Annotated in this window: 31 protein-coding genes and 1 tRNA gene; 14 read left to right on the plus strand and 18 right to left on the minus strand. The window is 61.0% G+C overall.

Features of this window, described 5'->3' with window-relative positions; all coding sequences use genetic code 11:
- Positions 1-17: 17 nt before the first annotated feature.
- Positions 18-845 (minus strand): oxidoreductase, encoded by an 828-nt coding sequence (locus tag M8997_RS11100; protein WP_250019925.1) that lies wholly within the window; start codon positions 843-845, stop codon positions 18-20.
- Positions 846-928: 83 nt separating this feature from the next.
- On the opposite strand from M8997_RS11100, the gene M8997_RS11105 reads away from it, so the two are divergent.
- Both M8997_RS11105 and M8997_RS11110 read left to right on the plus strand, forming a co-directional pair.
- Positions 929-1,867 carry an AraC family transcriptional regulator N-terminal domain-containing protein gene (locus M8997_RS11105; RefSeq protein ID WP_250019956.1) on the plus strand — a complete coding sequence of 313 codons (939 nt, stop codon included), beginning with the start codon at positions 929-931 and terminating at the stop codon, positions 1,865-1,867.
- A 163-nt stretch (positions 1,868-2,030) separates the two neighbouring features.
- The gene (locus M8997_RS11110) at positions 2,031-2,429 is read left to right on the plus strand and encodes a DUF805 domain-containing protein (protein ID WP_250019923.1); all 399 of its coding nucleotides are present in this window, start codon (positions 2,031-2,033) and stop codon (positions 2,427-2,429) included.
- A 292-nt stretch (positions 2,430-2,721) separates the two neighbouring features.
- On the opposite strand, the gene M8997_RS11115 is transcribed toward M8997_RS11110, so the two are convergent.
- The 7 genes from M8997_RS11115 to M8997_RS11145 form a co-directional block, all read right to left on the minus strand.
- Entirely contained in the window at positions 2,722-3,297 is a 576-nt protein-coding gene (locus M8997_RS11115) for a class I SAM-dependent methyltransferase (RefSeq protein ID WP_250019922.1), read from the minus strand.
- Between the two features lie 258 nt (positions 3,298-3,555).
- Positions 3,556-4,062, minus strand: coding sequence for a GNAT family N-acetyltransferase (locus tag M8997_RS11120; protein WP_250019920.1), 507 nt, complete (start codon positions 4,060-4,062; stop codon positions 3,556-3,558).
- Positions 4,063-4,514: 452 nt separating this feature from the next.
- Positions 4,515-4,591: transfer RNA gene (locus tag M8997_RS11125), tRNA-Arg, on the minus strand.
- Between the two features lie 109 nt (positions 4,592-4,700).
- On the minus strand, positions 4,701-5,654 hold the full coding sequence (locus M8997_RS11130) for an acetyl-CoA carboxylase carboxyltransferase subunit alpha (RefSeq protein WP_250019918.1): 954 nt from the start codon (positions 5,652-5,654) through the stop codon (positions 4,701-4,703).
- A 135-nt stretch (positions 5,655-5,789) separates the two neighbouring features.
- Entirely contained in the window at positions 5,790-6,272 is a 483-nt protein-coding gene (locus M8997_RS11135) for a hypothetical protein (RefSeq protein ID WP_252597198.1), read from the minus strand.
- 64 nt (positions 6,273-6,336) lie between these two features.
- Entirely contained in the window at positions 6,337-7,263 is a 927-nt protein-coding gene (locus tag M8997_RS11140) for a site-specific tyrosine recombinase XerD (protein WP_250019915.1), read from the minus strand.
- A 2-nt stretch (positions 7,264-7,265) separates the two neighbouring features.
- Positions 7,266-7,424 carry a histidine kinase gene (locus M8997_RS11145; RefSeq protein WP_250019913.1) on the minus strand — a complete coding sequence of 53 codons (159 nt, stop codon included), beginning with the start codon at positions 7,422-7,424 and terminating at the stop codon, positions 7,266-7,268.
- A 116-nt stretch (positions 7,425-7,540) separates the two neighbouring features.
- On the opposite strand from M8997_RS11145, the gene M8997_RS11150 reads away from it, so the two are divergent.
- Both M8997_RS11150 and aroB read left to right on the plus strand, forming a co-directional pair.
- Entirely contained in the window at positions 7,541-8,167 is a 627-nt protein-coding gene (locus tag M8997_RS11150) for a shikimate kinase (protein ID WP_250019911.1), read from the plus strand.
- On the plus strand, positions 8,154-9,278 hold the full coding sequence (gene aroB / locus M8997_RS11155) for a 3-dehydroquinate synthase (RefSeq protein ID WP_250019910.1): 1,125 nt from the start codon (positions 8,154-8,156) through the stop codon (positions 9,276-9,278). Before M8997_RS11150 ends, aroB begins: the two co-directional genes overlap by 14 nt.
- 39 nt (positions 9,279-9,317) lie before the next feature.
- Here the strand turns inward: aroB and M8997_RS11160 are convergent, their stop codons facing one another.
- Complete coding sequence (locus M8997_RS11160; RefSeq protein WP_250019909.1) at positions 9,318-9,620, minus strand: BolA family transcriptional regulator; 303 nt, start codon at positions 9,618-9,620, stop codon at positions 9,318-9,320.
- Positions 9,621-9,766: 146 nt separating this feature from the next.
- On the opposite strand from M8997_RS11160, the gene M8997_RS11165 reads away from it, so the two are divergent.
- From M8997_RS11165 to M8997_RS11180, 4 genes are all read left to right on the plus strand, one after another.
- Positions 9,767-10,417 (plus strand): J domain-containing protein, encoded by a 651-nt coding sequence (locus M8997_RS11165; protein WP_250019908.1) that lies wholly within the window; start codon positions 9,767-9,769, stop codon positions 10,415-10,417.
- A gap of 89 nt (positions 10,418-10,506) precedes the next feature.
- On the plus strand, positions 10,507-11,493 hold the full coding sequence (gene cobS / locus M8997_RS11170; RefSeq protein WP_250019907.1) for a cobaltochelatase subunit CobS: 987 nt from the start codon (positions 10,507-10,509) through the stop codon (positions 11,491-11,493).
- An 18-nt stretch (positions 11,494-11,511) separates the two neighbouring features.
- The gene (gene cobT / locus M8997_RS11175) at positions 11,512-13,401 is read left to right on the plus strand and encodes a cobaltochelatase subunit CobT (protein WP_250019906.1); all 1,890 of its coding nucleotides are present in this window, start codon (positions 11,512-11,514) and stop codon (positions 13,399-13,401) included.
- Positions 13,398-14,405, plus strand: a complete 1,008-nt coding sequence (locus M8997_RS11180; protein WP_250019905.1) for an esterase-like activity of phytase family protein — start codon at positions 13,398-13,400, stop codon at positions 14,403-14,405. The genes cobT and M8997_RS11180 overlap by 4 nt, the downstream gene beginning before the upstream one ends.
- Here the strand turns inward: M8997_RS11180 and M8997_RS11185 are convergent.
- Together M8997_RS11185 and rpmB are read right to left on the minus strand one after the other, a co-directional pair.
- Positions 14,378-15,028 carry a queuosine precursor transporter gene (locus M8997_RS11185; protein WP_250019904.1) on the minus strand — a complete coding sequence of 217 codons (651 nt, stop codon included), beginning with the start codon at positions 15,026-15,028 and terminating at the stop codon, positions 14,378-14,380. The genes M8997_RS11180 and M8997_RS11185 overlap by 28 nt on opposite strands.
- 78 nt (positions 15,029-15,106) lie before the next feature.
- The gene (gene rpmB / locus M8997_RS11190; protein WP_250019902.1) at positions 15,107-15,406 is read right to left on the minus strand and encodes a 50S ribosomal protein L28; all 300 of its coding nucleotides are present in this window, start codon (positions 15,404-15,406) and stop codon (positions 15,107-15,109) included.
- A gap of 282 nt (positions 15,407-15,688) precedes the next feature.
- Between rpmB and M8997_RS11195 the strand changes: the two genes are divergently transcribed.
- Together M8997_RS11195 and M8997_RS11200 are read left to right on the plus strand one after the other, a co-directional pair.
- Positions 15,689-16,480, plus strand: a complete 792-nt coding sequence (locus tag M8997_RS11195; RefSeq protein WP_250019900.1) for a DUF3108 domain-containing protein — start codon at positions 15,689-15,691, stop codon at positions 16,478-16,480.
- Positions 16,481-16,552: 72 nt separating this feature from the next.
- A complete protein-coding gene (locus tag M8997_RS11200) occupies positions 16,553-17,380 on the plus strand; it encodes an EamA family transporter (protein ID WP_250019955.1) in 828 nt (275 codons plus the stop codon).
- Between the two features lie 14 nt (positions 17,381-17,394).
- On the opposite strand, the gene M8997_RS11205 is transcribed toward M8997_RS11200, so the two are convergent.
- Together M8997_RS11205 and gloB are read right to left on the minus strand one after the other, a co-directional pair.
- A complete protein-coding gene (locus M8997_RS11205; RefSeq protein ID WP_250019899.1) occupies positions 17,395-17,844 on the minus strand; it encodes a cupin domain-containing protein in 450 nt (149 codons plus the stop codon).
- Entirely contained in the window at positions 17,844-18,614 is a 771-nt protein-coding gene (gloB, locus tag M8997_RS11210; protein WP_250019897.1) for a hydroxyacylglutathione hydrolase, read from the minus strand. The genes M8997_RS11205 and gloB overlap by 1 nt, the downstream gene beginning before the upstream one ends.
- Before the next feature lie 111 nt (positions 18,615-18,725).
- Here gloB and M8997_RS11215 point away from each other — a divergent pair, with 111 nt between their 5' ends.
- The gene (locus M8997_RS11215) at positions 18,726-19,484 is read left to right on the plus strand and encodes a class I SAM-dependent methyltransferase (protein WP_250019895.1); all 759 of its coding nucleotides are present in this window, start codon (positions 18,726-18,728) and stop codon (positions 19,482-19,484) included.
- Positions 19,485-19,537: 53 nt separating this feature from the next.
- On the opposite strand, the gene metW is transcribed toward M8997_RS11215, so the two are convergent.
- A complete protein-coding gene (metW, locus tag M8997_RS11220) occupies positions 19,538-20,152 on the minus strand; it encodes a methionine biosynthesis protein MetW (RefSeq protein WP_250019893.1) in 615 nt (204 codons plus the stop codon).
- Positions 20,149-21,330 (minus strand): homoserine O-acetyltransferase, encoded by a 1,182-nt coding sequence (locus tag M8997_RS11225; RefSeq protein WP_250019891.1) that lies wholly within the window; start codon positions 21,328-21,330, stop codon positions 20,149-20,151. The genes metW and M8997_RS11225 overlap by 4 nt, the downstream gene beginning before the upstream one ends.
- 178 nt (positions 21,331-21,508) lie before the next feature.
- Between M8997_RS11225 and hisC the strand changes: the two genes are divergently transcribed.
- Both hisC and M8997_RS11235 read left to right on the plus strand, forming a co-directional pair.
- The gene (gene hisC, locus M8997_RS11230; protein ID WP_250019889.1) at positions 21,509-22,615 is read left to right on the plus strand and encodes a histidinol-phosphate transaminase; all 1,107 of its coding nucleotides are present in this window, start codon (positions 21,509-21,511) and stop codon (positions 22,613-22,615) included.
- A 3-nt stretch (positions 22,616-22,618) separates the two neighbouring features.
- Positions 22,619-23,545 (plus strand): prephenate/arogenate dehydrogenase family protein, encoded by a 927-nt coding sequence (locus tag M8997_RS11235; RefSeq protein ID WP_250019887.1) that lies wholly within the window; start codon positions 22,619-22,621, stop codon positions 23,543-23,545.
- Positions 23,546-23,555: 10 nt separating this feature from the next.
- Here M8997_RS11235 and M8997_RS11240 read toward each other — a convergent pair whose 3' ends face one another.
- A complete protein-coding gene (locus M8997_RS11240; RefSeq protein WP_250019886.1) occupies positions 23,556-24,608 on the minus strand; it encodes a DUF2125 domain-containing protein in 1,053 nt (350 codons plus the stop codon).
- A 31-nt stretch (positions 24,609-24,639) separates the two neighbouring features.
- Between M8997_RS11240 and M8997_RS11245 the strand changes: the two genes are divergently transcribed.
- Positions 24,640-25,167 carry a gamma-glutamylcyclotransferase gene (locus M8997_RS11245; protein WP_250019885.1) on the plus strand — a complete coding sequence of 176 codons (528 nt, stop codon included), beginning with the start codon at positions 24,640-24,642 and terminating at the stop codon, positions 25,165-25,167.
- Between the two features lie 12 nt (positions 25,168-25,179).
- Here M8997_RS11245 and M8997_RS11250 read toward each other — a convergent pair whose 3' ends face one another.
- Both M8997_RS11250 and M8997_RS11255 read right to left on the minus strand, forming a co-directional pair.
- Positions 25,180-25,977: a 1-acyl-sn-glycerol-3-phosphate acyltransferase gene (locus M8997_RS11250; RefSeq protein ID WP_250019883.1), complete on the minus strand. Its 798-nt coding sequence runs from the start codon at positions 25,975-25,977 to the stop codon at positions 25,180-25,182.
- An 81-nt stretch (positions 25,978-26,058) separates the two neighbouring features.
- The gene (locus M8997_RS11255) at positions 26,059-26,706 is read right to left on the minus strand and encodes an ElyC/SanA/YdcF family protein (RefSeq protein ID WP_250019882.1); all 648 of its coding nucleotides are present in this window, start codon (positions 26,704-26,706) and stop codon (positions 26,059-26,061) included.
- Positions 26,707-26,770 lie beyond the last annotated feature (64 nt).

Below are 26,770 nucleotides of genomic sequence, written 5' to 3' on the forward strand. Positions count from 1 at the left end.
TATGGTTGCATTGTCCATCAGCCGTCGGTCGACACAGTGACGGATTTCCAGCTTTCGATCTCCTGCTGCAAGCGCGCGATCCTGTCGGAGACGAGTTCGAGCGCATCGCTGCCAAGCAGCAGTTGCGGCGGCGGCGCGTCGGATGCGATCAGCCGCAACACGGCCATTGCGAGTTTGGCCGGATCGCCGAGCTGCCTGCCGCTCTTTTCCTGGCGCGCTTGCCTGATCGGATCGAACAGCGCATCGTAGTCGGCAACAGACCTCTCCGTGCGGGTCATCGAACGCCCGGCCCAGTCGGTTCGGAACGAGCCGGGGCACAGCGCGGTGACATGCACGCCGAACGGCGCCATTTCGGCGCGCATGACCTCGGAGATACCCTGGAGGGCGAACTTGCTGCCGCAATAATAGGCAATGCCGGGCATGGTGATCATGCCGCCCATCGAGGTGACGTTGACGATGAAACCGCGACGTCTTTGCCGGAAACGCGGCAGGAAGGCCTTTGCGACCGCGACGGCGCCGAAAACATTCACATCGAACTGGCGTTGCATCTCTTCGAGCGGCGATTCTTCGAGAATGCCTTCGTGGCCATAGCCGGCATTGTTGATGAGGACGTCCACCGCCCCGTGGTCTGTCTCCACCTGTTCGACGATTTCGGCTATCCGGTCGAATTCGGTGACGTCGCACAGGACGGTGCGGACCGCCGGCAGGCTCTCCGCAAGGCTTGCCCGCGATGTCTCGGAGCGGACGGTGCCGACAACCGTGTGGCCGAGATTGCTGGCCGCCGTGGCGATGGCAAGGCCGAAGCCCGAATTGGCTCCGGTGATGAAGAAGGTCTTCCTGGACATGTTTCCACTTTCCGGTCTTGTTTGATGGTGCTATTGACTGATAGTCTTCAATATTCAATGTGCCGAGGGCAAAATCTATGAATATCTTGCCAAATCCTATGAGTCTGGAGTGCGCGCAGGCGACGCGCCAGGCGCTGGTGCAATTGGCCGGAAATATCGCCACTGGCGAGGGATACAACCCGACGGGGCTTGCCAATGTCCGCATTCTCAGGACCGAGGCGGTCCTTCACGATGTTCCCGTGCTCTACAGGCCGGGAGCCGTTTTCGTGCTGCAGGGGCGCAAGCAGGGCATGCTTGAAGGCGATGTGTATCGCTATGACGAGGAGCACTATCTGGCGGTTTCAGTGCCCGTTCCATTCCGGATGGAATCCGTCGCCAGCGCGGAACGGCCGCTGCTTGCGATCTATGTGGAATTCGACATGCCGCTGGCCGCCGAGATTGCCTCGGAAATCGAGAAGCGATCTTCGGCACCGTCGGCCGCCAGGGCGAAAAGCCTCGTTTCCAGCAGGATGGAACCCGATATCGAGGATGTGCTGCTGCGTCTGTTGAAGGTGCTGGCCGATCCCATGGAAACGGCGGTGCTGGGCCCAGGCATCCTGCGCGAACTGCACTATCGGGTTCTCGTCGGTCCCCAGGGCGCGGCGATGATAGCGGCGCTGCAGCAGAGAGGTACGGCCGGGAAAATCGTGCAAAGCCTTGCCCGGCTGCGCGAGACCTGCTGCTCGGAGGTTTCCGTTGCTGCGCTGGCCAGCGACGCCGGCATGAGCGTTCCGTCCTATCACGCGCATTTCAAGGCGCTGACGGGCAGCAGCCCGATGCAATATGTCAAGGCCATGCGGCTTCACGAGGCCAGACTGATGCTGGCGCGCCAAGACAGGACGATCGCGGAAGTCGCTCTCTCGGTCGGCTATGTCAGCCCCGCCCAGTTCAGCCGCGACTTCAAACGACACTTCCGCCGTACCGCTTCGGAAGAGGCGAAATGGGTCCGCCAGCATCTCGGCGCATTTGCCCTGGGACTATAGGCGAACGCAATTTAGCATTGCATTCGACACAAATCGTGTGGAACGACACTCGACCGATATTCGATATCGGTTCCTTGCGAAGCCAAGTGTCTGACGGTATTTCCGGCTTGTGGGGTAAAAAGGAGATTCCGGATTAATGCATTGGGTTTTCGCGTTCGGCATATTGGTTTCGCTGCTTTTTGTGTTTGTGGTGTCCTACAAGAACAAACCACCGCAAGGCCCCAACCGCTTCGGCATGGCGGCTTCGCCCGTCAATTTTCAAACCGCGGTGCGGAGATTTTTTACCGGATACTTCGATTTCAAGGGCCGGGCGAGCCGTACGGAATTCTGGTATGCCATGCTTTTCTATGTGTTGCTGCTGTTCGTGCTGGCCCTGTTCAATCTCCCGGACCTCGTTGTTACGATATTGCTGGTGGTCACGATGGTGCCGTTCTTCTCCGTCACCGCCCGCCGCCTGCACGATACGAACAGAAGCGGTTGGTTTCAGCTCGTCACATGGGTTATGCCGCCTATCGGTACGATCGTCGCCCTGTTCTGGCTCAACGAAGAGCCACGCGATTAAACTCATTCCCGCACGGCCTTGCTAAGTGGAGACAGCCTCCATATTATAAGTGGAGCAACCCTCCATTTTCAGCAAAGGTATTCAGATGGCGAAGCGCTTTGAAGACAAGGTCGTGGTGATCACCGGCGGAAGCGACGGTATCGGCCTGGCAACGGCTGAAATCACTGGAAAATGTTGGCAATCCTGACCCAAGGGTGGTGCGGCGGAGACACGTGCCGTGGCAACCATACTGCCCTGGAAAATCAGCATCGGTGATCTCGCTGCGAAATTTAGGAATTAAGGAAAGAATGCTCTATCGAACGGCGGTGATCGCCGCCCATTCCGTAGGTCGCTGATCGTAAGCACCTCCTGTCCAGCATTCTATATCGAGACTGGTCCAAGGTGCGTTATCGTGCCAACATTTCATAAGATCTGCGACCGACAGATAATTGTAATATCGGCCAAGGCCGTCCAGCCCCTCAGCCGTCCCTGTCTTGAAGCTGGCCCAGACAATGCCGCCATCTACAAGCGCAGAATAGATTTTCTGGATTACAGGGCCCAATTCGTTTCTGGGGGCATGAGTCAGTGAAGCGCAGGCATATACGCCGTCATACTCTTCGATGGCACAGAGTTCGTTGAACACCATCGTTCTTACGGGTTGACCTATGCGGGCCGAGGCAATTGCAGCCAGTTCGGCAGACCCATCGGTAGCATCCAGATGGAACCCTGCATTGAGGATCGCTTGGGCATCGACGCCCCCGCCTGTGCCTAACTCAAGAATCCTGCCACCCGGTTTGCAGCGGTTCAGGAAAGAAAAGAGTCTTGGATTATGAGTATTCCAATCGGCTGCATATTCAGCGGCGTTGGAATTGTAAAATTCTATTGTCATGTACTGCCCACCCTAAGCGCATATCAAGCTATCATAAACGGCGATCGCAGTGCGCTGCCTTGGACAAAGATTTGGCTTTAATGCGCGAAGCTCGACGATGAACATCGTAAGCGAAGATTGTCCTTTCGTTCACGACTTCGGAATCAAGCGATGTCGCGTTCCCAGCTCTTCGTAAAAGCGCAATAGGTAGCCATCAGGATCGGCGACAATGAATTGGCGATGTGAGCCTCTGGTGCCGAGGGGCATACTCAACGGAAATCAACAGGCACGTTTGAATACATCGTTCAAATATGCCTGATCCTGTATGCGAAAGTGCGTGGTGCCAACTTTTTCGAAGCCTTGCTTCAGATAAAAAGCTATGGCCGAGGTATTCTCGGAATTGGTAGTCAGCCAGACCGACGGGCTTCCACTAGCCCGCACGTAATCCAACCCTTGTTCTAGGAGAGCCTTTCCAAGTCCTTTCCCATGGTGGCGTGGCCGAACGTAAAGGGTGGATATTTCCATGGTGGGACAATTCGCGACGGGTGCTGCTTTCCCGTGACTGACGCGAATGAATCCATCAAGGCCATCTTCGTTCTCTGACACGATGACATGTTCATTCCGATCTTCGAGCAACGCTTTGAGCTTATCCGATGTGAACTCATTCAGCGCATATTCTGCGAAGAAGGCGTTCACTCCTCGCCGGATATAGGTTCCGAGCCAAACTTCGATTGATATGGCGGCCAGTATTGGAGCGTCAGATGGTCGGGCGATCCGGAAATTCATGCGTAAGGTCCAGTGTTCGACGGAGTTCTGGGGGGGGGCTAGGACAGATTACTAGCGGCAGCGGCCCCGAAAGCAAATGTCGCGAATACATAGCTACAATCCTGGAGGCGTCGGCGACGACTATTTTGAAGGGGCTTTGTGACGCCCGTGATAGGTCAGCCTACCGGTGGACCCGAACTCCGAGGGTTCGTCTCCGAGGGCCTTATGATCAATCAGGACAAGGGTATTTTCTATCTCCGCCTGGCGTCTGATCTTCGCCACCTACGTAGTGTCCAGCCGTGAGACCAGGTACTCCCAATCGGGTTCGAAATCGCTGTCGATGGAGCAACCCAGCTCGGACTTCATTGGCCAGATGGGATTTCGACCGGAGAAAAAGTCAGCAATCCTGACCGAAAGGCAAGATAGTGGCCAAAAGGCCAAATATCGTGTCATTCGACAACAGTGGGAAAAAATGGCGCGCCCGAAAGGATTCGAACCTCTGACCCCCAGATTCGTAGTCTGGTGCTCTATCCAGCTGAGCTACGGGCGCGTGCCACATTGCGCATTTGTCTGCGCAGCGCGGTTCCTAATGGGTCGGTCGATGAATTGCAAGCCGGTTTGACAAAAAACCGCAACAATTTATCGCCGGCCTGTCGTTTCTAGAGATTGCGGCCGATCGCGAGATACTTCTCGCGGCGGTCGCGCTTCAATGTTTCGCCGTCCATGTTGCTCATCGAATTCAATGCGGCATTGATGATGTTGCCGGTTGCTTCGATGGCCGCATCCTTGCCGCGATGCGCGCCGCCGACCGGCTCGGGGATGATCCCGTCGATGATCTTCAGTTCATAGAGATCCTGGGCCGTGATGCGCATGGAGGTGGCGGCGTCCTTCGCCCGGGTCGAATCGTGCCAGAGGATCGAGGCGGCGCCTTCCGGTGAAATCACCGAATAGATCGAATGTTCGAGCATGTAGACCCGGTTCGCCGTGGCGATCGCGATCGCGCCGCCCGAGCCGCCTTCGCCGATGATGACGGAAACGATCGGCACCTTCACATTGAGGCAGGCGGCCGTGGAGCGGGCGATCGCCTCGGCCTGTCCCCGTTCCTCGGCGGCGATGCCCGGAAACGCGCCGGCGGTATCGACGAGCGTGAGGACCGGAAGCTGGAAGCGGTCCGCCAGTTCCATGATGCGCACCGCCTTGCGGTAGCCTTCGGGCATGGCCATGCCGAAATTGTGCTTCAGGCGGGTTTTGGTGTCGCTGCCCTTCTCCTGTCCGATAACGGCGACAGCCTGGCCGTTGAAGCGGGCAAGGCCAGCCTGGACCGCCTCGTCGTCGGCGTAATTGCGGTCGCCGGCGAGGGGGGTGAAATCCGTGAACAGCCGGCCGATATAGTCCAGGCAGTGCGGCCGGTCGGGATGACGGGCGATCTGCGCCTTCTGCCATGGCGTCAGCTTGCGATAGAGATCGCGCAGAGCTTCGGCAGAACGTTTCTCCAGCCGCGCTATCTCGTCGTTCGTGTCGAGCGCACCGCCCTCTTCGGCGAGTTTCTTCAGCTCGAGAATCTTGCCATCGAGATCGGCAACCGGTTTTTCGAAATCGAGATAGTTGTACATGGGCGAAATGTCTGCCTGCAAACGGTGAATTTTTTGTTTCTAACTGGCTGCTGCCGGCGCTCATGTCAAGGAAGCATGGTGGGAAGAAACTCCGGCAGCGGATTTATAGGGCGGATTCGGGCAAAGGTGTGGTGGCTAGCCGGCCCGCTTGGTGCGCGTCTGCCGCGGCTTCCTGGCGGGTGCGGCTTTCTTCCGTCGGCGTTTCGGCCGGCTCCAGGCCAGCCATTCGCCCTCGCCTTCATAATGTTGCGGGCCCCTGGCGGCAGTGGCGAGGCCGGTGCGCAATTTGCCGAGATCGATATCCGGCATGTTTTCGGCGAGAGCCGCCGGAAGCCGGTCGATATCCAGCCAGGTCACGTCGAAATGGATCTTTTCCGGGCCGCTGCCGCTCGAAACGATGAAGAACCATTCGCTCTCCATATAGTCGCCGAACCAGGGGTCGGGAAACAATGCCGGCTTGAACGAGAAACCGAAGCCATCGATCTCGTCCCAGCTCCATTCCTCGCGCCATCGCATCGATCGCGTCGCCGGAGTGGAGCGATGGAAGCCCTGCGCATCGATGCGGATCATCTCGCGGTCGTCGGCTGCCGGCGCGGATGCCGCTTCAGATCCGAACAACCTTTTCAACAAGCGCCACATGGCCGGCTTTGCCTCTGGCGCCGATCATCGGACGCCTCCCTCATCAGTCTGCCAGAGGGTGATGCTCGGTGACAAGCTGGTGCAGCCGCTCTTCCATCACATGTGTGTATATTTGCGTGGTGGAAATGTCGGAATGGCCGAGAAGCTGCTGCACGGCACGCAGATCGGCGCCATTCTGCAAGAGATGGCTGGCAAAGGCGTGGCGCAGCACATGTGGCGATATGGCGGTGCTGCGCAGGCCGGCGCGGGCAGCCAGTCCCTTCAGTTCCCGGGCGAACACCTGCCGGGCGAGGTGCCCGGTCTCCGACAGCGCCGGGAAGAGCCATGGATTGTCGGCGGCGCTATCGATGGCATCGCGGGCCGCAAGATAGCTGGCCATCGCCGTCCGCGACTTGCCCGAAAGCGGCACCATGCGATCCTTGGCGCCCTTGCCGCGGACCATCAGAAAACGGCTGTCCGAACGGGCCACGGTGGCCGGCAATCCGACCAGTTCCGAAACGCGCAGGCCGGATGCGTAGAGTATTTCGAGCAGCGCATGCAGGCGAAGCGCCTGGAGCCGTCCGCCCGGCGCGGTTTCCGGCGATTGCGCTTCCAGTTCCGCCCGCGCGAGAAGCTTGCCCACATCCGCCTCGCTCAATATTTTCGGCAGGCTGCGGCCCTTTTTCGGCGCGTCCAGCGTGATGGTCGGATCGTCCGTGCGGATATTCTCGACGTAGAGGAAGCGGAAGAACTGGCGCAGGGCAGAAAGCCGCCGCGCCTGTGACGTGGCCGCGAAGCCACGCCCGGCAATATCGTCGAGATAGGAGCGGATCAGGTCGGAGCCGGCCACGGTCAGCTGCGTTCCCTTCGCCGATGTGAATGCGGCGGCATCCTCGAGATCGCGCCGGTAGGAGTCGAGCGTATTCTGGGCGGCGCCGCGCTCGGCGCTCATCATCTCAAGGAAGGTTTCGATAGCGGCTGCGGCACGCATGGTCACGGTTTCTGCGGCTTGGGGTTGAGTTTCTCGCTCGGAACGCGAATCGTCATCTCGGCCTGCCTGGGCTCCACGAACGCGGCAAGCGCGAGCATGCCCGCATAAATGATGCAGGCCAGAACGGCGAGGACGATGATCAATCTGGTAAGCGTTGGCATTGCGAAGCGATCATACGGATTTCGGTTCCATAATCCTGCCGAAAAAGCCTTAGCATTTGATGAATCGACGCTACAGTCTGCTTGACGCCGCCCGGGTTTTCCTGTCGAAACGCTTTATGAACACGACCGACGATGCAACGCTTCCTGCCGACCTGCCGGAACTCGCCCGATCGATCCGCGAGCAGCTGGGTCATCGGTCGATCGTGCTTGTCGGCCTGATGGGCGCCGGCAAGTCGACCGTCGGCAAGAAGCTGGCGTCGATGGTCGAATTGCCGTTTTTCGATGCCGATCACGAGATCGAAAAAGTCTCGACGATGACCATACCGGAATTGTTCGAGGCCTATGGCGAGGCTGAGTTCCGCGATCTCGAGCGGCGGGTCATCGCCCGCATGCTGGAGGAGGGCCCCATCGTCCTTGCGACCGGCGGCGGCGCCTATATGAACGAGCAGACGAGGGGCGCCATCGCCAGCGAAGGCATATCGCTGTGGCTGAAGGCGGAGCTCGACATCCTGATGGCGCGCGTCCAGCGCAAGCAGAACCGCCCGCTGCTGAAGAACAGCGACCCCCGCGGCGTCATGGAGCGCCTGATGGCCGAACGCTATCCGGTCTATGCCCAGGCGGATCTGACCATCCATTCGCGGGATGAAAAGAAAGAAATAATCGCGCTGGAAGCCATGCAGGCTCTTGCCGCCCACCTTCTCGACGCCGCCAATGATGGAACAGACGCCCATGTCCAAGCATGATGCCCCGACGCTCGTACCCGTGCAGCTCGGGGACCGCTCCTATGACATTCTGATCGGCTCCGGCCTGCTGGAGCGGGCGGGGCAGGAGATCGCTGCCCGTCTTGGCAAGGTGAAGGCGGCGATCGTCAGCGACGAGACCGTGGCCGCGCTCCATCTCGGACGCCTTGCGGACAGTCTGGCTGCGGCCGGCATCCAGTCGACGCCGGTGCTCGTCGCGCCCGGCGAGAAATCCAAGAGCTTCGGTACGCTGGAGACGGTCACGAATGCCATTCTTTCGGCACGGCTGGAGCGCGGCGATATCGTGATCGCCCTTGGTGGCGGCGTGATCGGCGATCTGGCCGGATTTGCCGCGGGAATTGCGCGGCGCGGCATGGATTTCGTGCAGATGCCGACATCGCTGCTGGCCCAGGTCGATAGTTCGGTGGGTGGCAAGACCGGTATCAATACCGCCCACGGCAAGAACCTCGTCGGCCTGTTCTACCAGCCGCAACTGGTGCTGGCGGATATGGACGTGCTCGACACGCTGTCGAAGCGCGAATTCCGGGCGGGCTATGCCGAGGTCGCCAAATACGGGTTGATCGACAGGCCGGACTTCTTCGCCTGGCTGGAGCGGAGCTGGCAGGGCATCTTCGATGGCGGCCCCGAAAGAGCCGAAGCCATCGCCGTTTCCTGCAGGGCAAAGGCCGATGTCGTGGCCCGCGACGAGCGCGAGACGGGTGACCGCGCGCTGCTCAATCTCGGCCACACCTTCGGCCACGCGCTCGAAACGGCGACCGGATATGATTCCGCCCGCCTGGTGCATGGCGAAGGCGTGGCGATCGGCATGGTGCTGGCGCATCAGTTCTCCGCCAGGATGAACCTTGCGAGCCCTGACGATGCCGCCCGCGTCGAGGCGCATTTGAGCGAGGTCGGCCTGCCGGTCTCGATCGACGCGATCGCGGGGGAGATACCGCCGGCGGAAAAGCTGATGGATTACATCGCGCAGGACAAGAAGGTTTCGCGCGGTGCGCTGACCTTCATCCTGACGCGGGGAATTGGCCGCTCGTTCATCGCCAGGGACGTGCCCGCTTCGGCCGTCCTGGGCTTTCTGCAGGAGAAGCGGGGCAAATAGGCCCCAGGCCGCAAAGCCGCAAGCGTGGTCTCGCTCGACCTAGCGCCGTGCCGCCTCGTCCGGCGCCGATGGCTCCAGCGCCAGCGCATGCACGGTGCCCTTGAGCTCGTCCTCTAGAACCTTGTTGATGGAACGGTGACGCTCGACACGCGACATGCCTGAAAAGGCTTCCGCGACAATCCGCACACGAAAATGCGTTTCGCCCGAGCCGTCGAATGTGGCATGATGCTCGCCGTCGGAATGGTGGTGGCCAGCGTGAAGATGGCTTTCATTGATCACGGCCAATGAAATCGGATGAAAAGCCTTCGTCAGTTTGTTTTCGATGGCTGACTGTGTGGACATTTCGCTCTCCTGCGCCCATATGGTAGTTTCACTTGGCAAATCCGAACATGATCACAAATTTACCGCCATTTCAGGCGTTAGGTTGAACCATGGGCAAATGTCAATTGTTGTGTCCTTAACCAATCAGGCAGCGATCCTCTGAATAGATGACTTCGAACTCGAAATATTTTGACAGTATCCGAATCCGCCCCAAAAAGGCAGAGGAGGAGAAATCACACAAGCATATCTGCCAGTGGGACGGCTGCGACAAGCCGGGGCCGCACCGCGCGCCTGTCGGACGCGAAAAGGAGGGCGAGTTCTTCCATTTCTGCATCGATCATGTGCGCGAATACAACAAGGGCTATAATTACTTCTCCGGATTGTCGGATGTCGAAGTGGCGCGCTACCAGAAGGAAGCGCTGACCGGCGACCGTCCGACATGGACCGTTGCGGGCCTGCCGGGGAGCGGCGCCGGACCGAGCGCCCGATCCGCCAGCGCCGGCGGCACCGGCAAGGCATCGCCGGATTTCTCGAAGATGCGCTCCGGCCGGGCGGCCTACCAGAACCGCTTCCGCGACCCGAACAGCGTGTTCGGCGGCGTGCGGACTCACGTGCGCAAATTGAAGCCGCTCGAATCAAAAGCGCTGGATACGCTCGGGCTCGGTGCAAAAGCTACTGGCGAAGACATAAAGTCGCGCTATAAAGAACTTGTGAAGCGCCATCACCCGGACGCCAATGGCGGTGATCGGGCTTCCGAGGACCGTTTCCGTGACGTGATCCAAGCCTATCAATTGCTCAAGACGGCCGGTTTCTGCTAACCACGCTCGGGCTGAATTCGAAACCCTTCGGGGTTTTACGACTGTGACTATCTTTATGCGTCTGCGCCCGCAGTCGCGCAGGAGGCATGATGAACAAGGTTGATCGCGATATTGCGAATTTGCCGGATACGACGGTTTCCGTTGCCGAAGTGTTCGGCTTCGATTCTGACATGCGGGTGCCCGCCTACAAGGCCGGCGATGCCTATGTGCCGGAGATCGATCCCGATTACCTGTTCGACAAGCAGACGACGCTCGCCATTCTCGCCGGCTTCGCCTTCAATCGCCGGGTCATGGTTTCAGGCTATCACGGCACCGGAAAGTCGACCCATATCGAGCAGGTGGCAGCACGGCTCAACTGGCCCTGTGTCCGCGTCAATCTCGACAGCCATGTCAGCCGTATCGACCTCGTCGGCAAGGATGCGATCGTCGTCAAGGAAGGCATGCAGATCACGGAATTCCGCGACGGCATCCTGCCCTGGGCCTATCAGCACAATGTAGCGCTGGTATTCGACGAATACGATGCCGGGCGTCCGGACGTCATGTTCGTCATCCAGCGCGTGCTGGAATCGTCGGGCCGCCTGACCCTGCTCGACCAGAGCCGCGTCATTCGGCCTCACCCGGCTTTCCGCCTGTTCGCCACCGCCAACACGGTCGGCCTTGGGGATACGACCGGCCTTTATCACGGCACCCAGCAGATCAACCAGGCGCAGATGGATCGCTGGTCGATCGTGACCACGCTGAACTACCTGCCGCATGACAATGAAGCGGCCATCGTTGCGGCCAAGGCGAAGCATTACCAGAACAAGGAAGGCAAGGAGATCGTCTCCAAGATGGTGCGTGTCGCCGACATGACCCGCGCCGCCTTCATCAATGGCGATCTTTCGACGGTGATGAGCCCGCGCACGGTCATCACCTGGGCCGAAAACGCGGACATCTTCAAGGATGTCGGCTTCGCCTTCCGCCTGACCTTCCTCAACAAATGCGATGAGCTGGAGCGGCCGATCGTCGCTGAATTCTACCAGCGCGCCTTTGGCAAGGAACTGCCGGAATCCACCGCCAACGTGGTGATGGCGTAGTAGGAATATCGGGATAACATGGCGGGACCCGGAGACAATTCACGAGCGACTGCGAAGGGTTTGGTCGACGCCGAGCCGTTCAAGCGCGCCGTCACGGCCTGTGTTCGCGCCATCGCCGGCGATCATGAAATGGAAGTCGCCTTCAGCAACGACAAGCCGGCGCTGACGGGTCATCGTGCCCGGCTCCCCGATCTGCCGAAGCGGCCGAGCGCCAATGATATCGCCGTCACGCGCGGCATCGGCGATTCCATGGCGTTGCGCCGTGCGTGCCATAATGACCGGATTCACGCCACGCTCGCGCCGGAAGGCAAGCAGGCGCGCGCCATTTTCGATGCCGTCGAACAGGCGCGGGTAGAGGCGATCGGCTCGCTGCGCATGGATGGCGTGGCCGAGAACATCACCTCGATGCTCAGCGACAAATATGCCCGGGCGAATTTTCCGGCGATCACCGACAAGGACGAAGCGCCGCTGGAAGAGGCGATTGCGCTTCTGGTGCGGGAGAAGCTGACGGGTCGCAAGGCGCCGGAAACGGCCGGCAACGTGCTCGATCTCTGGCGCGACTGGATCGAGGAAAAGGCTGCCACCAAGTTCGAGCACCTTTCCGAGAAGATCAACGACCAGAATGCCTTTGCCCGCGTTATCCGGGAAATGCTCGCATCGATGGAAATGGCCGAGGACCTGGCGCAGGACAGCCAGGAAGACGAGAGCCAGGACAATGATGACGATGCCCCCGAGCCCGAGGAGAACAATGAGGGCGGCTCGGAAGAGGAGCAGGGCAGCGATTCGTCCGAAAATGACGATTCCGAGAATGCCAGCGACGACAGCCAGGCCGGCGAGACGGAAGCGGCGGAAGCATCCTCCGACGACATGGATGATGATTCCGATGCGGATGCCGAGATTCCGGGCGAGGCGCGCCGGCCCAATCCACCCTTCTCCAATCTCGGCGCGGAGAGCGGCTACAAGGTCTTCACCCAGGAATTCGATGAGATGACCGATGCGGAAGAGCTCTGCGACGAGGCGGAGCTCGATCGGCTGCGGGCTTTTCTCGACAAGCAGCTCGCCAATCTTTCCGGTGTCGTCGGACGGCTCGCCAACCGGCTGCAGCGCCGGCTGATGGCCCAGCAGAACCGTTCCTGGGATTTCGATCTGGAGGAAGGATATCTCGACTCTGCCCGGCTCGTGCGCATCGTGATCGATCCGACCCAGCCGCTTTCATACAAGCAGGAGCGCGATACGGATTTCCGCGATACGGTGGTGACGCTCCTCATCGACAATTCGGGCTCCATGCGTGGCCGGCCGATCACCGTCGCTGCGACATGCGCGGACATCCTGGCGCGGACGCTTGAGCGGTGCGGCGTCAAGGTCGAGATATTGGGCTTCACGACAAAGGCCTGGAAGGGCGGGCAGGCGCGCGAGGCCTGGCTGGAGCGCGGCAAGCCCGCGACGCCCGGGCGGCTCAACGATCTGCGGCACATCGTCTACAAGCGCGCCGACGCGCCATGGCGGCGGTCGCGGCGCAATCTCGGCCTGATGATGCGCGAGGGCCTGCTGAAGGAAAACATCGACGGCGAAGCGCTGATCTGGGCTCACCAGAGACTGCTGGCGCGTCCCGAGCAACGGCGCATCCTGATGATGATCTCGGATGGCGCGCCGGTCGACGATTCGACGCTGTCGGTCAATCCGGGCAATTACCTGGAGCGGCATTTGCGTGCGGTGATCGAGGAGATCGAGACGCGTTCGCCGGTCGAACTGATCGCGATCGGCATAGGCCATGACGTGACGCGCTATTACCGCCGCGCCGTCACCATCGTCGATGCCGAAGAACTTGCCGGCGCCATGACCGAGCAGCTTGCTTCGCTCTTCGAGGAGCAGGAGCAGCGGGCCGCCAGGAAGTATGGCAGCCGGTGAGCCGCAAGCGGCTGCATTTCTCGATCCTGTTGATGTGTTCGCTCGCGCTCGATATCAGCGCCTGCGCCAGCGAAACCGATGTCACGGCGCTGGACGTTCGGTCGGCGACGTTCAGCCAGTTCCGCATCGGATCGGCCGAAACGCGCTTCGGTCCGCTGGAGTTCGTCGGCGGGCTGGAGTTGCGCGCCAGCAATGATGATTTCGGCGGATTTTCCGCCTTCCGCTATCTCGACGTTGGCCGCAGCTTCGTCGGAGTGACGGATACCGGTTTCTGGTATGCCGGAACAATGCAGCGCGACGGCGATGGCAGGCCTGTTTCAGTCGCGGATTTCCGGCTGGCACCCATACGCAGCGGCGAGGGCGACGCGGTGCGCGGCAAGCGTAATGGCGATGCGGAAGGGCTCGATGTAAGCGATGGGATCGCTACAATTTCCTTCGAACGCAATCATCGTATCGCCGAATATGCGCTGGACCTCGATAAATTCGCCTCCACGCCGGTCACATTGCCGCTGCCGATGCCCCGCCACGAGCTGCGCACCAATCGCGGCATCGAGACAGTGGCGCGATCGCCCGCGGCCAGCCCGCTCGAAGGCGCGCGGATCGCCGTCAGCGAAATGAGCCTCAATGCCGCCGGCGACATGTTCGGCGCCGTGCTGGAGGGGCCGCGAAAAGGCGTGTTCTACGTGGCTCGCCGCGACGATTTCGACATCAGCGACGGCGATTTCCTTCCGAACGGTGATCTTGTGCTGCTGGAGCGCAAGTTCCGCGTCATCAGCGGCGTCTCAATTCGTCTGCGGCGGATCGCGGCGGACGATATCCGGGCGGGTGCTACCTTGCAGGGCACGACCATGCTGGAAGCCGATCTGCGCTCGCAGATCGACAACATGGAGGGGCTCGACATATGGCAGGCCGAGGATGGAAGCACGCATCTGTCGATGATCTCGGACGATAATCGTTCGATCGTGCAGCGCAATCTCTATCTTGAGTTCCGGCTGGCGGAATAAATGGCCGGCGCGAAAATCGCCAGGATGGCGCCATAGGGCACCAGCATGACCACGGCCATGACGATCTTCACCACCAGGTCGCCGAGGCCGAGAGATGCCCAGAGCGGTATTTCCTGGCCGAGAAAAGGTACCGGCATCGCCAGCGAGGAATCCGGTTGCCCCGTCATGGCGTCGATCCAGGCGAAGCGCGCGGCGAAGGCGATGGAGAAGAACAGCAGCGTGTCTAGCATCGAGCCGACGATGGCGGAGGCGAAGGGCGCCTTCCACCAGGAGAGCTGCCGCAGCCGGTTGAACACGGTGATGTCGAGGAGCTGTGCCGTGAGGAACGCCGTGCCTGAGGCAACGGCGATGCGCGGCGTTGCCAGCCAGATCGACAGGATGACGGCGATGGTGAAGCCGGCATAGACGACGCGTCTCGCGAAGGTCGGGCCAAAGCGGCGGTTGGACAGGTCGTTGACGAGAAACGCTATCGGATAGGTGAACGCGCCATAGGTCAGGACCTGGCCGAGGCCGAAATGATCGAACGGGAACTGGACCAGAAAGTTCGACGCGGCGACGACCGCGCACATGGCGATGACCGGAAGAATATAGTCAGACTGGGTATAAGCGCGGGAAACCGGCATTTTTTTATCCTGGGTAATGGAACCAGCAATAAGGCCAGCGCGTGGCTGGCCTTCGAACGAGCGTGAAGTGTCAGCCTATCAAGCGGCGACAGGAGCCTCGAGCAGCTTCTTGGCGATCTGACGCTTCAAGAGGCGGGCGCGCTGCGAAAGTTCCTTCTCGTCAGCCTTGACGAGGAAGGCATCGAGGCCGCCGCGATGCTCGACGCTGCGCAGGGCATTTGCCGAAACGCGCAGGCGGAAGCTCTGTCCGAGGGCTTCGGAGATAAGCGTGACATGGCACAGGTTTGGCAGGAAGCGGCGGCGCGTCTTGTTGTTCGCGTGGCTTACATTGTTGCCGTACTGTACCGATTTGGCGGTCAATTCACATGTGCGGGACATTTTGGTCTCACCTTCAAATTTCGTTACCAGGCCGTCCGAATGTCTCGTTGAACCATCGCACGTTGCCATGCAGCGGCGCGCTATCGGACAGGCGGCCTTTTGGGAAGTCGCGTTTCTATAGTGATATGAGGCTTCTGCGTCAAGTCTGCTTGTGTTTTATTGCGAGCCGGTTGGCGGCAATAACGCATCGATGCTTGAGTTTAACACAACTTTGCCCGCATTCTACCCATGAGTGGGGGCAAGGATGAACACGCGCCACGCCGTGGCTGCAGGAAAAGAGCCATGAATCTTCGCTTGAATCTCACTTTCACGCTGATGCTCGCAGCTTTCATGCCGAGCGGCGCCCATGCGGAGCAACCGCGCGCGTACAAGGCGGATTATCGTGTCTCGCTTTACGGGTTGTCGATCGCGGAGGCGAGTTTTTCGACAGATCTCGCGCCCGACGGGGCCTTTAAAGTCAAGGGACACCTGTCGAGCTCGGGCATAGGCAGCCTGTTCGACGATACCAGCGGTACGCTGGACGTAGAAGGCCGCATCGGCAAGTCAGGGCCCGTGCCTAGCAATTACGTCGTCAAATACAAGCATGGCAACAAGGACAAGAGCACGACGATCGCCTTCAACAATGGCGATGTCGCCAACACCGTCAACGTGCCGCCGGTCAGGAAGAAGGGAAAATGGGTGGATTTGAAGCCCGAAGACCTGCGATCGGTGTTCGATCCCATTTCCGGCGTAATGGTCGTAACGGACGATTTGAACAAGATATGCAACCGGACGCTGCATCTTTATGACGGCCAGACCCGCGTCGATCTCGTGCTTTCGGCCAATGGAGGGCCGAAGCCCCTGGACATTAAGGGCTTCAAGGGGCAATCGATCGATTGCGCCGCCAAGTTCGTCCCCATCTCCGGTTACCGTTCTGACCGCAAGGCAATCGAATATCTGAAGAACAGCAGCAAGATCGGCCTCACCTTTGCATCGTTCGGCAACTCCGCTATCTATTCGCCCGTGCAGGCGTCGATCGGCACGCGAATCGGTACGGTCAAGGTTGCTGCGACCCGTCTCGAAGTTCTGAAATAGGCGGGCCGCCGGGCCCGCCTTCGATTGTGGAGGGGGCAATTGGCGACGATAATCGGTTTTCTGGCAATCATCATGTGGGCGATGCTTGCGCTCTTCACCGATGTGTCGGGCAAGGTGCCGCCTTTCCAGCTGACGGCCATGACATTCGCAATCGGTTCCTGCCTTGGCCTGGTTTCATGGCTCTGGCGGCCCGGCGCTGCGCGACATCTGCGCCAACCGGCAAAGGTGTGGCTGCTCGGCGTTGCAGGCCTGTTCGGCTATCACTTCCTTTATTTTACCGCGTTGCGCAATGCGCCCGCCATCGATGCCAGCCTCATCGCCTATCTCTGGCCGCTGTTCATCGTCGTCGGTTCGGCGCTGATGCCCGGCGAGCGGCTGCGCTGGTTCCATGTGGCCGGCACGCTGCTCGGGCTTGCCGGAACGGTGCTGATCATCACCAAGGGCGGCGGGTTCGGCTTCGATGCCCGCTATGGCTTCGGCTACGCCATGGCCGCCCTGTGTGCCCTGACGTGGTCCGGCTACTCGCTGCTGTCGCGGCGGTTTTCGCGGGTGCCGACCGATGCCGTCACCGGCTTCTGCATTGCTACCGCGCTGTTGTCGCTGATCTCGCACCTGCTGCTCGAGCAGACGATCTGGCCCGAAGGGATCGTGCAATGGCTGGCGGTGCTCGGCCTCGGCCTGTTTCCGGTCGGAGCGGCGTTCTATGCCTGGGATTACGGCGTGAAGCACGGCAATATACAGGTGCTGGGCTCGTCGAGCTATGCCGCACCGTTGCTGTCGACACTGGTGCTGATCTTCGCCGGGGCGACCGAGCCGAGCTGGCGGATATTCCTCGCCTGCCTGCTCATCACGCTTGGCGCCGCATTGGCCGCCAAGGACATGCTGCTGAAGAGGCGCTAGCGGGAAGCCCGTTCTCAGTCCTTCGTCGAAGCCGGAGCCCAGCCGGGCTCGGCCATTTCGAATTGCGCGAAGTCGAAACCGGGGGCGACCGTGCAGCCGACGAGCGTCCAGGCGCCAAGGGAGCGGGCCATCTGCCAATGTCCCGCCGGAACGATGGCCTGCGGGCGCTCTCCTTCGAGAAGCGACATGCCCAGCCGGTGCGTTTCGGTGACGCCGTCGTCGGCGGCAATGGAAAGCAGCAGCGGCGCGCCGCCATACCAGTGCCAGACCTCGGCTGCGTCCTTCACCCGGTGCCAGGCCGATACTTCGCCCTCTTCCAGAAGGAAATAGATGGCGGTGGAATGGCCGCGCCCGCCAACCGGCCACTCGGTACGATTGTCACGGAAGGTCTGGACGTAGCAGCCGCCTTCCGGATGCGGCTCCAATCCAAGTACGCGCTTGATGTCGTCGGCGGTCAGAGCCATCAGAAATTGTCCTTGCGCTTGCGGATCTCGGTGAAGACCGCCTCGTCGGAGGCATGCTCCAGCTTCAGGTTGCGGCGGATGGCCGGATCATGCCAGCGCAGGAACGGATTGGTCGCCATCTCGCGCATGATCGTCGTCGGCAGCGTCGGCAGGCCGGCTTCGCGCAGGACTTGGACCTCCCTTGCCCGTTCCTTGAGCGCCGAATTGTCCGGATCGATCGCGAGGGCGAAGCGGGCATTGCTCTCGGTATATTCGTGGCCGCAATAGACGGTGGTTTCGACGGGCAGGGCCACGAGCTTCTGCAGCGATCTGAACATCGTGGCGGGCGTTCCCTCGAACAGCCTGCCGCAGCCGAGCGAAAACAGCGTGTCGCCGGCGAACACCACCTTCGCCTCGGGCAGGAAATAGGAGACCTCTCCGGCCGTATGGCCCGGCGTCGAGATCACCTTGACGTCGTAATTGCCGAATTTGAACTGGTCGCCGTCCTTCACGGTGCGGTCGATGCCCGGAATCGAGGCCTTTTCTGCCTCGGGACCGATTATTTCGATACCGAAGCGCTGCTTCAGAGCGAGATTGGCCTCGACATGGTCGTTGTGATGATGCGTCGTCAGTATGTGGGTCAGCTTCCAGCCCCGCCGCTTCAAAGCCGCGAGGATGGCCTGTTCCTCCGGCGCATCGATCGCGGCGGTGAGGCCCGCGGCCGGATCATGGACGAGAACGCCGTAATTGTCGGTACGTGCCGGAAATTGTTCGATCTGCAAATCTGACATGCTGCTGCTCTGTTGGTTCTTCGGATGCAGGATAAGCAGGCCGCGCTCAATCGCAAGCTATTTGACCGGCCTTTTCTTGAAGTTGTCATTTCGCGTGCTACGGTGCCGCGCATGCATCTCGATATTATCGATCTACGTTCGTTCTACGCCTCGACGCTCGGGCATCTGGCCGAGCAGTCCATCACCATGGCGCTGGTTCCCCTATGGCCGAAGCTGCCCGGTGAGCGGCTCGTCGGCCTTGGCTATGCCGTGCCCTATCTGGACAGGTTTCGGGGCGATACGGAACGCACCTTCGCCTTCATGCCGGCGGGGCAGGGTGCCGCGAGCTGGCCTCCCGCCGAGGCATCTTCCACCGCGCTGGTCTTCGAGGAGGAACTGCCGCTGCCCGATTCGGCGGTGGACAGGATCCTGCTCGTTCATGCGCTGGAACATGCGGAAGATCCCCGCGAGACGCTCAAGGAAATGTGGCGCGTCCTGGCGCCCAATGGCCGCCTCGTCATCATCGTGCCGAACAGGCGCGGCCTGTGGGCGCGGTTCGAACATACGCCGTTCGGCAGCGGCCGGCCCTATAGCCGAAGCCAGCTGACGCGGCTGCTGCGCGAGACGAATTTCACGCCCGGCCCGTGGAGCGAGGCGCTCTATTTCGCCCCGTCTTCGCGTCGCCTCATGATGCGGCCATCCGCATTGATCGAGCGCATGGGCAGGCGCCTCTGGCCGATGTTCTCCGGGGTTCTGATCGTCGAGGCGCAGAAGCGGGTCTATCAGGGCCTGCCCGTCGCCAAGCGCTCGTCACGTCGCGTATTCGTGCCAGTCCTCTCGCCCCAGGGCACCGCGATGCGGCGCGAGAAGCAGGATCGACCGGCGCCCTAGCGCCTTTGGCAGGATCGACCGGCGCCCTAGCGCCTGAGGCAGGATCGGCGCCCTCAGCGCCGGAGCAGGAATACCGCCTGCTGGCCGAACAGGTTCCAGAAGCCCCACGGCATGTTGAATGCCAGCCGTTCGCCCATGGCGTTCAGCGCCACGGCGGCTTCGATGTGGGCGCCGATTTCCTTCGTCACGTCGACGAAATCGTTGATCGTGCAGAAATGGATATTGGGCGTATCGTACCAGCTATAGGGCAGGTCCAGCGTCACCGGCATGCGGCCGTTGACGGCCAGCGAGGCGCGCACGCGCCAATGGCCGAAATTGGGGAAGGAAACGATCGCCTTCCCGCCGATACGCAGCAGCTCGGTCAGGACATATTTCGGGTTTCGTGTCGCCTGCAGCGTTTGCGACAGGATGACATAGTCGAAGCCGGAATCGGGATAATATTTCAGGTCGCTGTCGGCATCGCCCTGGATCACCGACAGGCCGCGCGCAACCGATTCGTTCACGCCCTTCTGCGAAAGCTCGACGCCGCGGCCATCGACCGCCTTCGTCGTCTGCAGAAGCTCCAGCAGCTCGCCATCGCCGCAACCGACATCGAGCACGCGGGAACCCGGCTCGACGAGCGATGCGATGACGGTGAAATCGACGCGCGGGTGGCTGTTGACGCTCATATCGCCAGCCCTCTCGCACGTGCCGCGGAGCGGATGAAACCATTGATGGCGGAGAACATCTCCGGCTCGTCGAGCAGGAAGGAATCGTGGCCGCGATCGGATTCGATCTCGACGAACGAAACGAAAGCGCCTGCCGCGTTCAGTGCATGCGCCACGGTGCGGCTCTCGCTGGTCGGGAACAGCCAGTCGCTGGTGAAGGACACGATGCAGAAACGGGTCTTGGTCCCTGCAAACGCGTCGGCCAGCCGGCCATTATGCTCGGCCGCCAGGTCGAAATAATCCATGGCCCGTGTCATGTAGAGATAGGAGTTGGCGTCGAAACGATCGACGAAAGTCGTGCCCTGATGGCGCAGATAGCTCTCGATCTGGAAATCCGCGTCGAAGCCGAAGGTGACGCTCTGCCGGTCCTGAAGGTTGCGCCCGAACTTCCTGTGCAGGGCGGCCTCGGAAAGATAGGTGATATGCGCTGCCATGCGGGCGACGGAAAGCCCTTTGCGGGGCAGCGCGCCGGCGTCGAGATAGCGGCCATTGTTCCATTTGGGATCGGCCATGATAGCCTGGCGTCCGACTTCATGAAACGCGATGTTCTGCGATGAATGACGGGCGCCCGTCGCCAGCGCCACGGCCGAGAACACTCGGTCCGAATGGCTGGATGCCCATTCGAGCACCTGCATTCCGCCCATCGACCCGCCGACGACGGCAAAGAGCTGGTCGATGCCGAAATGATCCACCAGCATCGCCTGGGCTCGCACCATGTCGGCAATCGTGATCACCGGCAGGTCCAGCGCATAGGGCTTGCCAGTGGCAGGATTGATCGAGGCAGGACCGGTAGAGCCGAGGCAGCCGCCGATCACATTGGAGCAAAGCACGAAGTAGTGATCCGTATCGATCGGCTTTCCAGGGCCGACCAGCAGCTCCCACCAGCCGGGCTTGCCCGTCACCGGATGTTCATTGGCGACATGCTGGTCGCCTGTCAGGGCGTGGCAGATCAGGATCGCGTTGGATTTGTCGGCGTTCAGCGTCCCGTAGGACTGATAGGCGATGCGAAAGGGTGAAAGCTGCACGCCGCTGTCGAGCTGCAACGGCTTGTCGGCGCCGAACTCGACCACGGGGCTGTGGGGGTGCGTCGCTTCATTGTGCCGGCTGTTTGGAGCTGTGGGTCGTTCCGCTTTTGTCATTGTGCATGTATCTGGTTTTTCCGAGCGTAGCTATCGGGGTGCGGCCAGCAAAGTCAATGGCTTCTTTGAGTTCCGCCCGCCGCAGCCGATAGTAGCTCTCGACATATGAGCCGGGGAGCGGTATGTCCGCACGGTCCATTTTCCGCCAAACCCCGAAGACATGGGACAGATGAAAGCCATGACGACGACGCTCCAGCCCTTGCGACCGACCCCCAAAGCCGGACTGCTCGATATTGCAGCCTATGTGCCGGGCAAGGAGCATGCGCATGGGGTGGCGAAGGTCTACAAGCTGTCCTCGAACGAGACGCCGCTCGGGCCGAGCCAACATGCCGTCGAGGCGTTCGCGGCGGCGGCGGCCAATCTCGAAATCTACCCGGACGGGCAGGCCATGGCGCTGAAGGAAGCGATTGCCGAAGTGCATGGGCTGAACACCGCCAATATTCTCTGCGGCAATGGCTCGGACGAATTGCTGGGACTGCTGTGCCAGACCTATCTTTCGCCCGGGGACGAGGCTGTCTACACCGAACACGGCTTCATGGTGTACAAGATCTACATCATGGCGGCGGGCGGTACGCCCATCGTCGCCAGGGAGCGCGATGAAATGGCGGAAGTCGACGCCATTCTCGCTGCCGTGACGCCGCGTACGAAGATCGTCTTCCTGGCCAATCCCAACAATCCGACCGGCACCTACCTGCCGTTCGAGGAGGTCCGCCGGCTTCATGCCGGGCTGCCGAAGCACGTTCTCCTCGTGCTCGACGCGGCCTATGCCGAATATGTGCGCCGCAACGACTACGAATCCGGGATGGAGCTCGTCTCTTCGTTCGAAAACGTCGTCATGACGCGGACGTTCTCCAAGATCTACGGGCTTGCCGGATTGCGGATCGGCTGGATGTTCGCGCCGACGCATGTGGTCGATGCGCTCAACCGCATTCGCGGCCCGTTCAACATGAATTCGGCGGCGATCAAGGCCGGGGCGGCAGCGATCCGCGACCGGGCCCATGTCGACAGAACCGTGGCGTTCAACGATGAATGGCGCGAATGGCTTACTGCCGAGCTGACGGCGCTCGGCCTGCGGGTGACGCCCTCCGTCGCCAATTTCGTGCTCGTGCACTTCCCCGAGGCCGCTTCGAAATCCGCGGCGGCGGCCGATGAATATCTGACGAGCAAGGGCTATATCTTGCGCCGCGTCACGGGATACGGATTTCCGAACGCGTTGCGCCTTACCATTGGATCCGAAGAAGCAAATCGCGGCGTAGTCGCTGCACTCTCCGAATTCCTGAAGTAAACAATGTCCAAAGCACATTTCAACACCATCACCCTGATCGGCATCGGGCTGATCGGATCATCGCTGGCACGCGTCATCAGGCGCGAGGGGCTGGCCGAGCGCATCGTCATTTCCACGCGCAGCGAAGCCACCCTGGCGCGCGCCCGTGAACTCGGCCTCGGCGATGCCTACACCATCGACGGCGCCGAAGCGGTTAATGATGCCGATCTCGTCATCATATCCGTGCCGGTCGGCTCGTCGGGTGCCGTTGCCAGGCAAATCGCCGCCAGCCTGAAGCCGGGAGCGATCGTCACCGATGTCGGCTCGACCAAGAGCTCCGTCATAGCGCAGATGCAGCCCGAACTGCCGGACAATGTCCATTTCATTCCGGGGCACCCACTGGCCGGCACGGAGTATTCGGGCCCGGATGCGGGTTTTGCCGAGCTGTTCACCAATCGCTGGTGCATCCTCACACCCCTCGAAGGCACCGATCCCGACGCTCTCGCGCGCCTGCGCGCGTTCTGGGAGGCCTGCGGTTCGCGGCTGGACACGATGGACCCCGTTCATCATGACCGCGTACTGGCGATCGTCTCGCACCTGCCGCACCTCATCGCCTATAATATCGTCGGCACCGCCAGCGATCTCGAGGAAGTCACCAATTCCGAAGTGATCAAATATTCCGCTTCGGGCTTCCGGGACTTCACCCGGCTCGCCGCATCCGATCCGACGATGTGGCGCGATGTCTGCCTGCACAACAAGGATGCCATCCTCGAGATGCTTGCGCGCTTCTCGGAAGACCTGGCATCGCTGCAGCGTTCGGTGCGGTGGGGAGACGGCGAGGCATTGTTCGATCTGTTCACGCGGACGCGCGCCGTAAGGCGAGGCATCATCGATGCCGGCCAGGAAATAGATGCACCGGATTTCGGCCGTCAGAAGATAAATCCGAGCTGAGTCCTCGAAATTATACGGGGGGCAGGCGGCCGATGCGGATGAAACCGATCGACATCTTGCCCTCCTTGACGCTCAGGGGGAGCGTCGGCGAGCCGCTGGCGTCCCGGGGCATGAACGCCATTGCCTGAAGCGCCGACGAGATCGTGCGCTTCTCCTCGGGAAAGACGGCCTGCAGCGCCTGCGCCACGCGCTCGGCATTGCGCATCGTTATGTTGAACTCGCCGGTGATGCGTCCGTCTTCGGCGATGGAGAAGGGGCCGCTCACCACAAGGCCGCTGCCATCGGCAAGGCCGAGATCGACATTGCGCAGCACGCCACTCTGGCCGCGAAGGGCAGAAAGATCGCGCTCCGGCTTTCCAAGCAGCGCAAATCCATTGGCGAGCTGGATATCGGCCGAACCCGTCAGCTCGGGCAGGGGGCGATCGAACACCACATTGTCCGAAAGCTTCAGATTGGCGAAGGCAAGCGCCACATTCATCTCCGGCTCATTGGTCGAAAATGCCAGGCTGCCCTGCTTCAGGACCGCCAGGGGTGGAGATTCTGCCGCCGCGCCGCGCTCCTTCACGACCAGATCGGCGCCCTCGACGGCCAGTTGCCGGGGCAATGGCTTGTCCAGCCGGACGTCGGAATTGAGTTTCGCCCAAACGACCTCCAGCGGCATCAATCCGGGCGCATCGATCGTGGCGGGGCCTTCGATATCGCTGACGATCCGCATCGGGTCGTTGATGCGGGCGGAGGCGTTGAGGCTGCCGGTCGCGATCGACAGGTTCTTCGCCTGATCGGCCCAAATGACGCGCGTGCAATGCAGGCCGAGCCGCAAGGGATAGCCGCTCGCATTGGCATTCTCGCAGGCGGCGTCTATGCCTCTCTCCTTGAATGCCGCGAGATTGGTTGCCACGCGGTTTTCGAGTTCGCGCGCGAAATAGAACCAGGCGCCGGTATAGATCACGGCCAATGCGACGAGGAAGGCCAGAATGTAGAGGACGAGCCTTCCTCGCTTGCGGTCGGTGTCGGCAGTGCTTGACGGCATGGTCCGGGCCTCGCTATCGGTCAGATGTGTCATTTGAGCTATCAGGTGAGCTATCAGGATGGATATGGGCGATTTTTGGGTCTTTGGCTACGGATCTCTTATGTGGAAGCCCGGCTTTGCACATGTCGAGACGCATCATGCCCGTCTGCATGGCTACCGCCGGTCGCTTTGCGTGCGTTCGCATGTGCATCGGGGCACGCCGCAGCGGCCCGGTCTCGTGCTCGGGCTGGATCGCGGTGGTTCCTGTCTGGGCATGGCCTTTCGTGTCCCGGGAGAACTGGAAGACGAAGTGGTGGCCTATCTGCGTGAACGCGAGCTCGTCACCCACGTCTATCTTGAGCGCAAGCTCGGTATTCGCCTGGCCGATGGCCGCAAGGTCGAAGCGCTGACCTACATCGTCGACAGGCAGCATGTGCAATATGCGGGATCGCTGACCGTCGAGGAGGCCGCCGCGGCAGTGCGCGGCTCGGTGGGGCAATCGGGCCGGAACGAGGACTACGTCCGCAACACGCTCGAACATATGCACAAGATGAACATCAGCGACCATTGGATGGAAGCCGTCGCTGCCGCCATGGATAGCCCCGGGAATTGAAGCTCCCGGCTACTACGGGGCTCCGATATCGGTGACGCCAAGCTCGGCCAGACGCTTTATGGCGCTGGGCGGCATCGGCGGGGGATTGGGCGAGCGCGCCGCTTCGACCAGCAATTCATCGCACGCCGCCTCCGTGACCTCCGCCAGCTTTTTCAGGAAGGCATCGTTGTCGAGGCCGGGCTGGATCGGCGGCAGGATCTTGCAATGGATCACGCCCGGATGGCGCAGGAATTTGCGCCTCGGCCAGTAGAGCCCGGCATTGTGGGCGATGGGCAGCACGGGAACGCCGAGTTCGCCATAGATATGCGCTATGCCATATTTGTAGTTCGGCGGCGCGCCGGGGCTCGTTCGGGTGCCTTCGGGATAGATCATCAACTGCCTGCCTTCCGCGACGGCCAGGCGCGCGCCGCGCACCGCCGCCTTCATGGCCGCCGAGCGCTTGCCCCTGTCGATCGGCACCATCCGCATCTTCTGCACATACCAGCCGAAGAGCGGTATCCACATCAGCTCGCGTTTCAGGATATAGACCGGATCGGCAATATGGGGCAGGAAAGCGTAGACGTCCCAGAAGGACTGGTGCTTCGGGGCGCAGATATAGGGACCAACGGGAATATTCTCCAATCCGTCGATCTTGATGTCCGTGCCCGCCAGCACCTTCTGCAGCCACAGATTCGAGCGCGCCCAGTTCTTCGGTATGGCCCAGGCCCGCTTGCGCGGGCTGAGGAAGTAATAGGGCGTGAAGATGATCATCTGCACGATCAGATTGGCGTAGAAGAAGGTGTTGAAGAGAATTGATCGGATGATCGTCATGGAAATCCCGGAAGAGTGCTGATTGCTGCCCGCGGAGCCTGGGTGCGGCACAGCGTGAAGTGGATTTACCCTGATTTCTCGCTAGCGTCTAATTCTATGAACGAGGTCCAATGCAAATTGCGACCAGTTCTCCGGCAGGTAGGAGCGCGCGAGGGCGCCGACATATTTGACATATTCGACGAAAAGCACCCTTACGACCTGGCCGCGCGAAATCCAGTCGCCCTGGCGCAGATCCGTGTTGACGATCGGATAGGGGATGAACTCGATATCCTTGGACGCGCGGCCCAGTTCGACCATCGCGCGCGGTATGTGGTAATTGTTGGTAACGATGATGAGGCGCCGATAGCCGCGGGATGTCGCCCATTTGATGCTCTCTTCGGCGTTGCCGACCGTATCCAGCGCCGACCTGTCGATATCCACGCAGCATTCGAACAGTTCGGGGTCGCCGCCGGTGACGCGCTGCAGTTCGCTGCGCTTGGTCGAATAATGCACGCCGCTGATGAAGAGCCGCTTGCCGTGGCCGGATTTCAGCAGGTCCAGCGCCCCCTCGATCCGCGAATAACCGCCGGTGAGCACGACGATGCCATCGGCCGGCTGCGCCAGTTCAGGCACGTCGAGCGTCGTCACCCTGTCGCTGAAGATGACGAAACCGCCGATGAAGACGCCGATGGCTCCGACAAGCAGGATGAAGATCACCGGAGCGACGCTGCGGCGCAGCAGTGAAAGCACCCGCTTTCTTCTGCTCTGGCGGCCAGGCTGTGGTCCGTTGCTGTCGTCGTTGCGGTCCATCTGC

This window comes from Phyllobacterium sp. 21LDTY02-6 (assembly GCF_023554255.2).
In the GTDB taxonomy this organism is placed as follows: domain Bacteria; phylum Pseudomonadota; class Alphaproteobacteria; order Rhizobiales; family Rhizobiaceae; genus Phyllobacterium.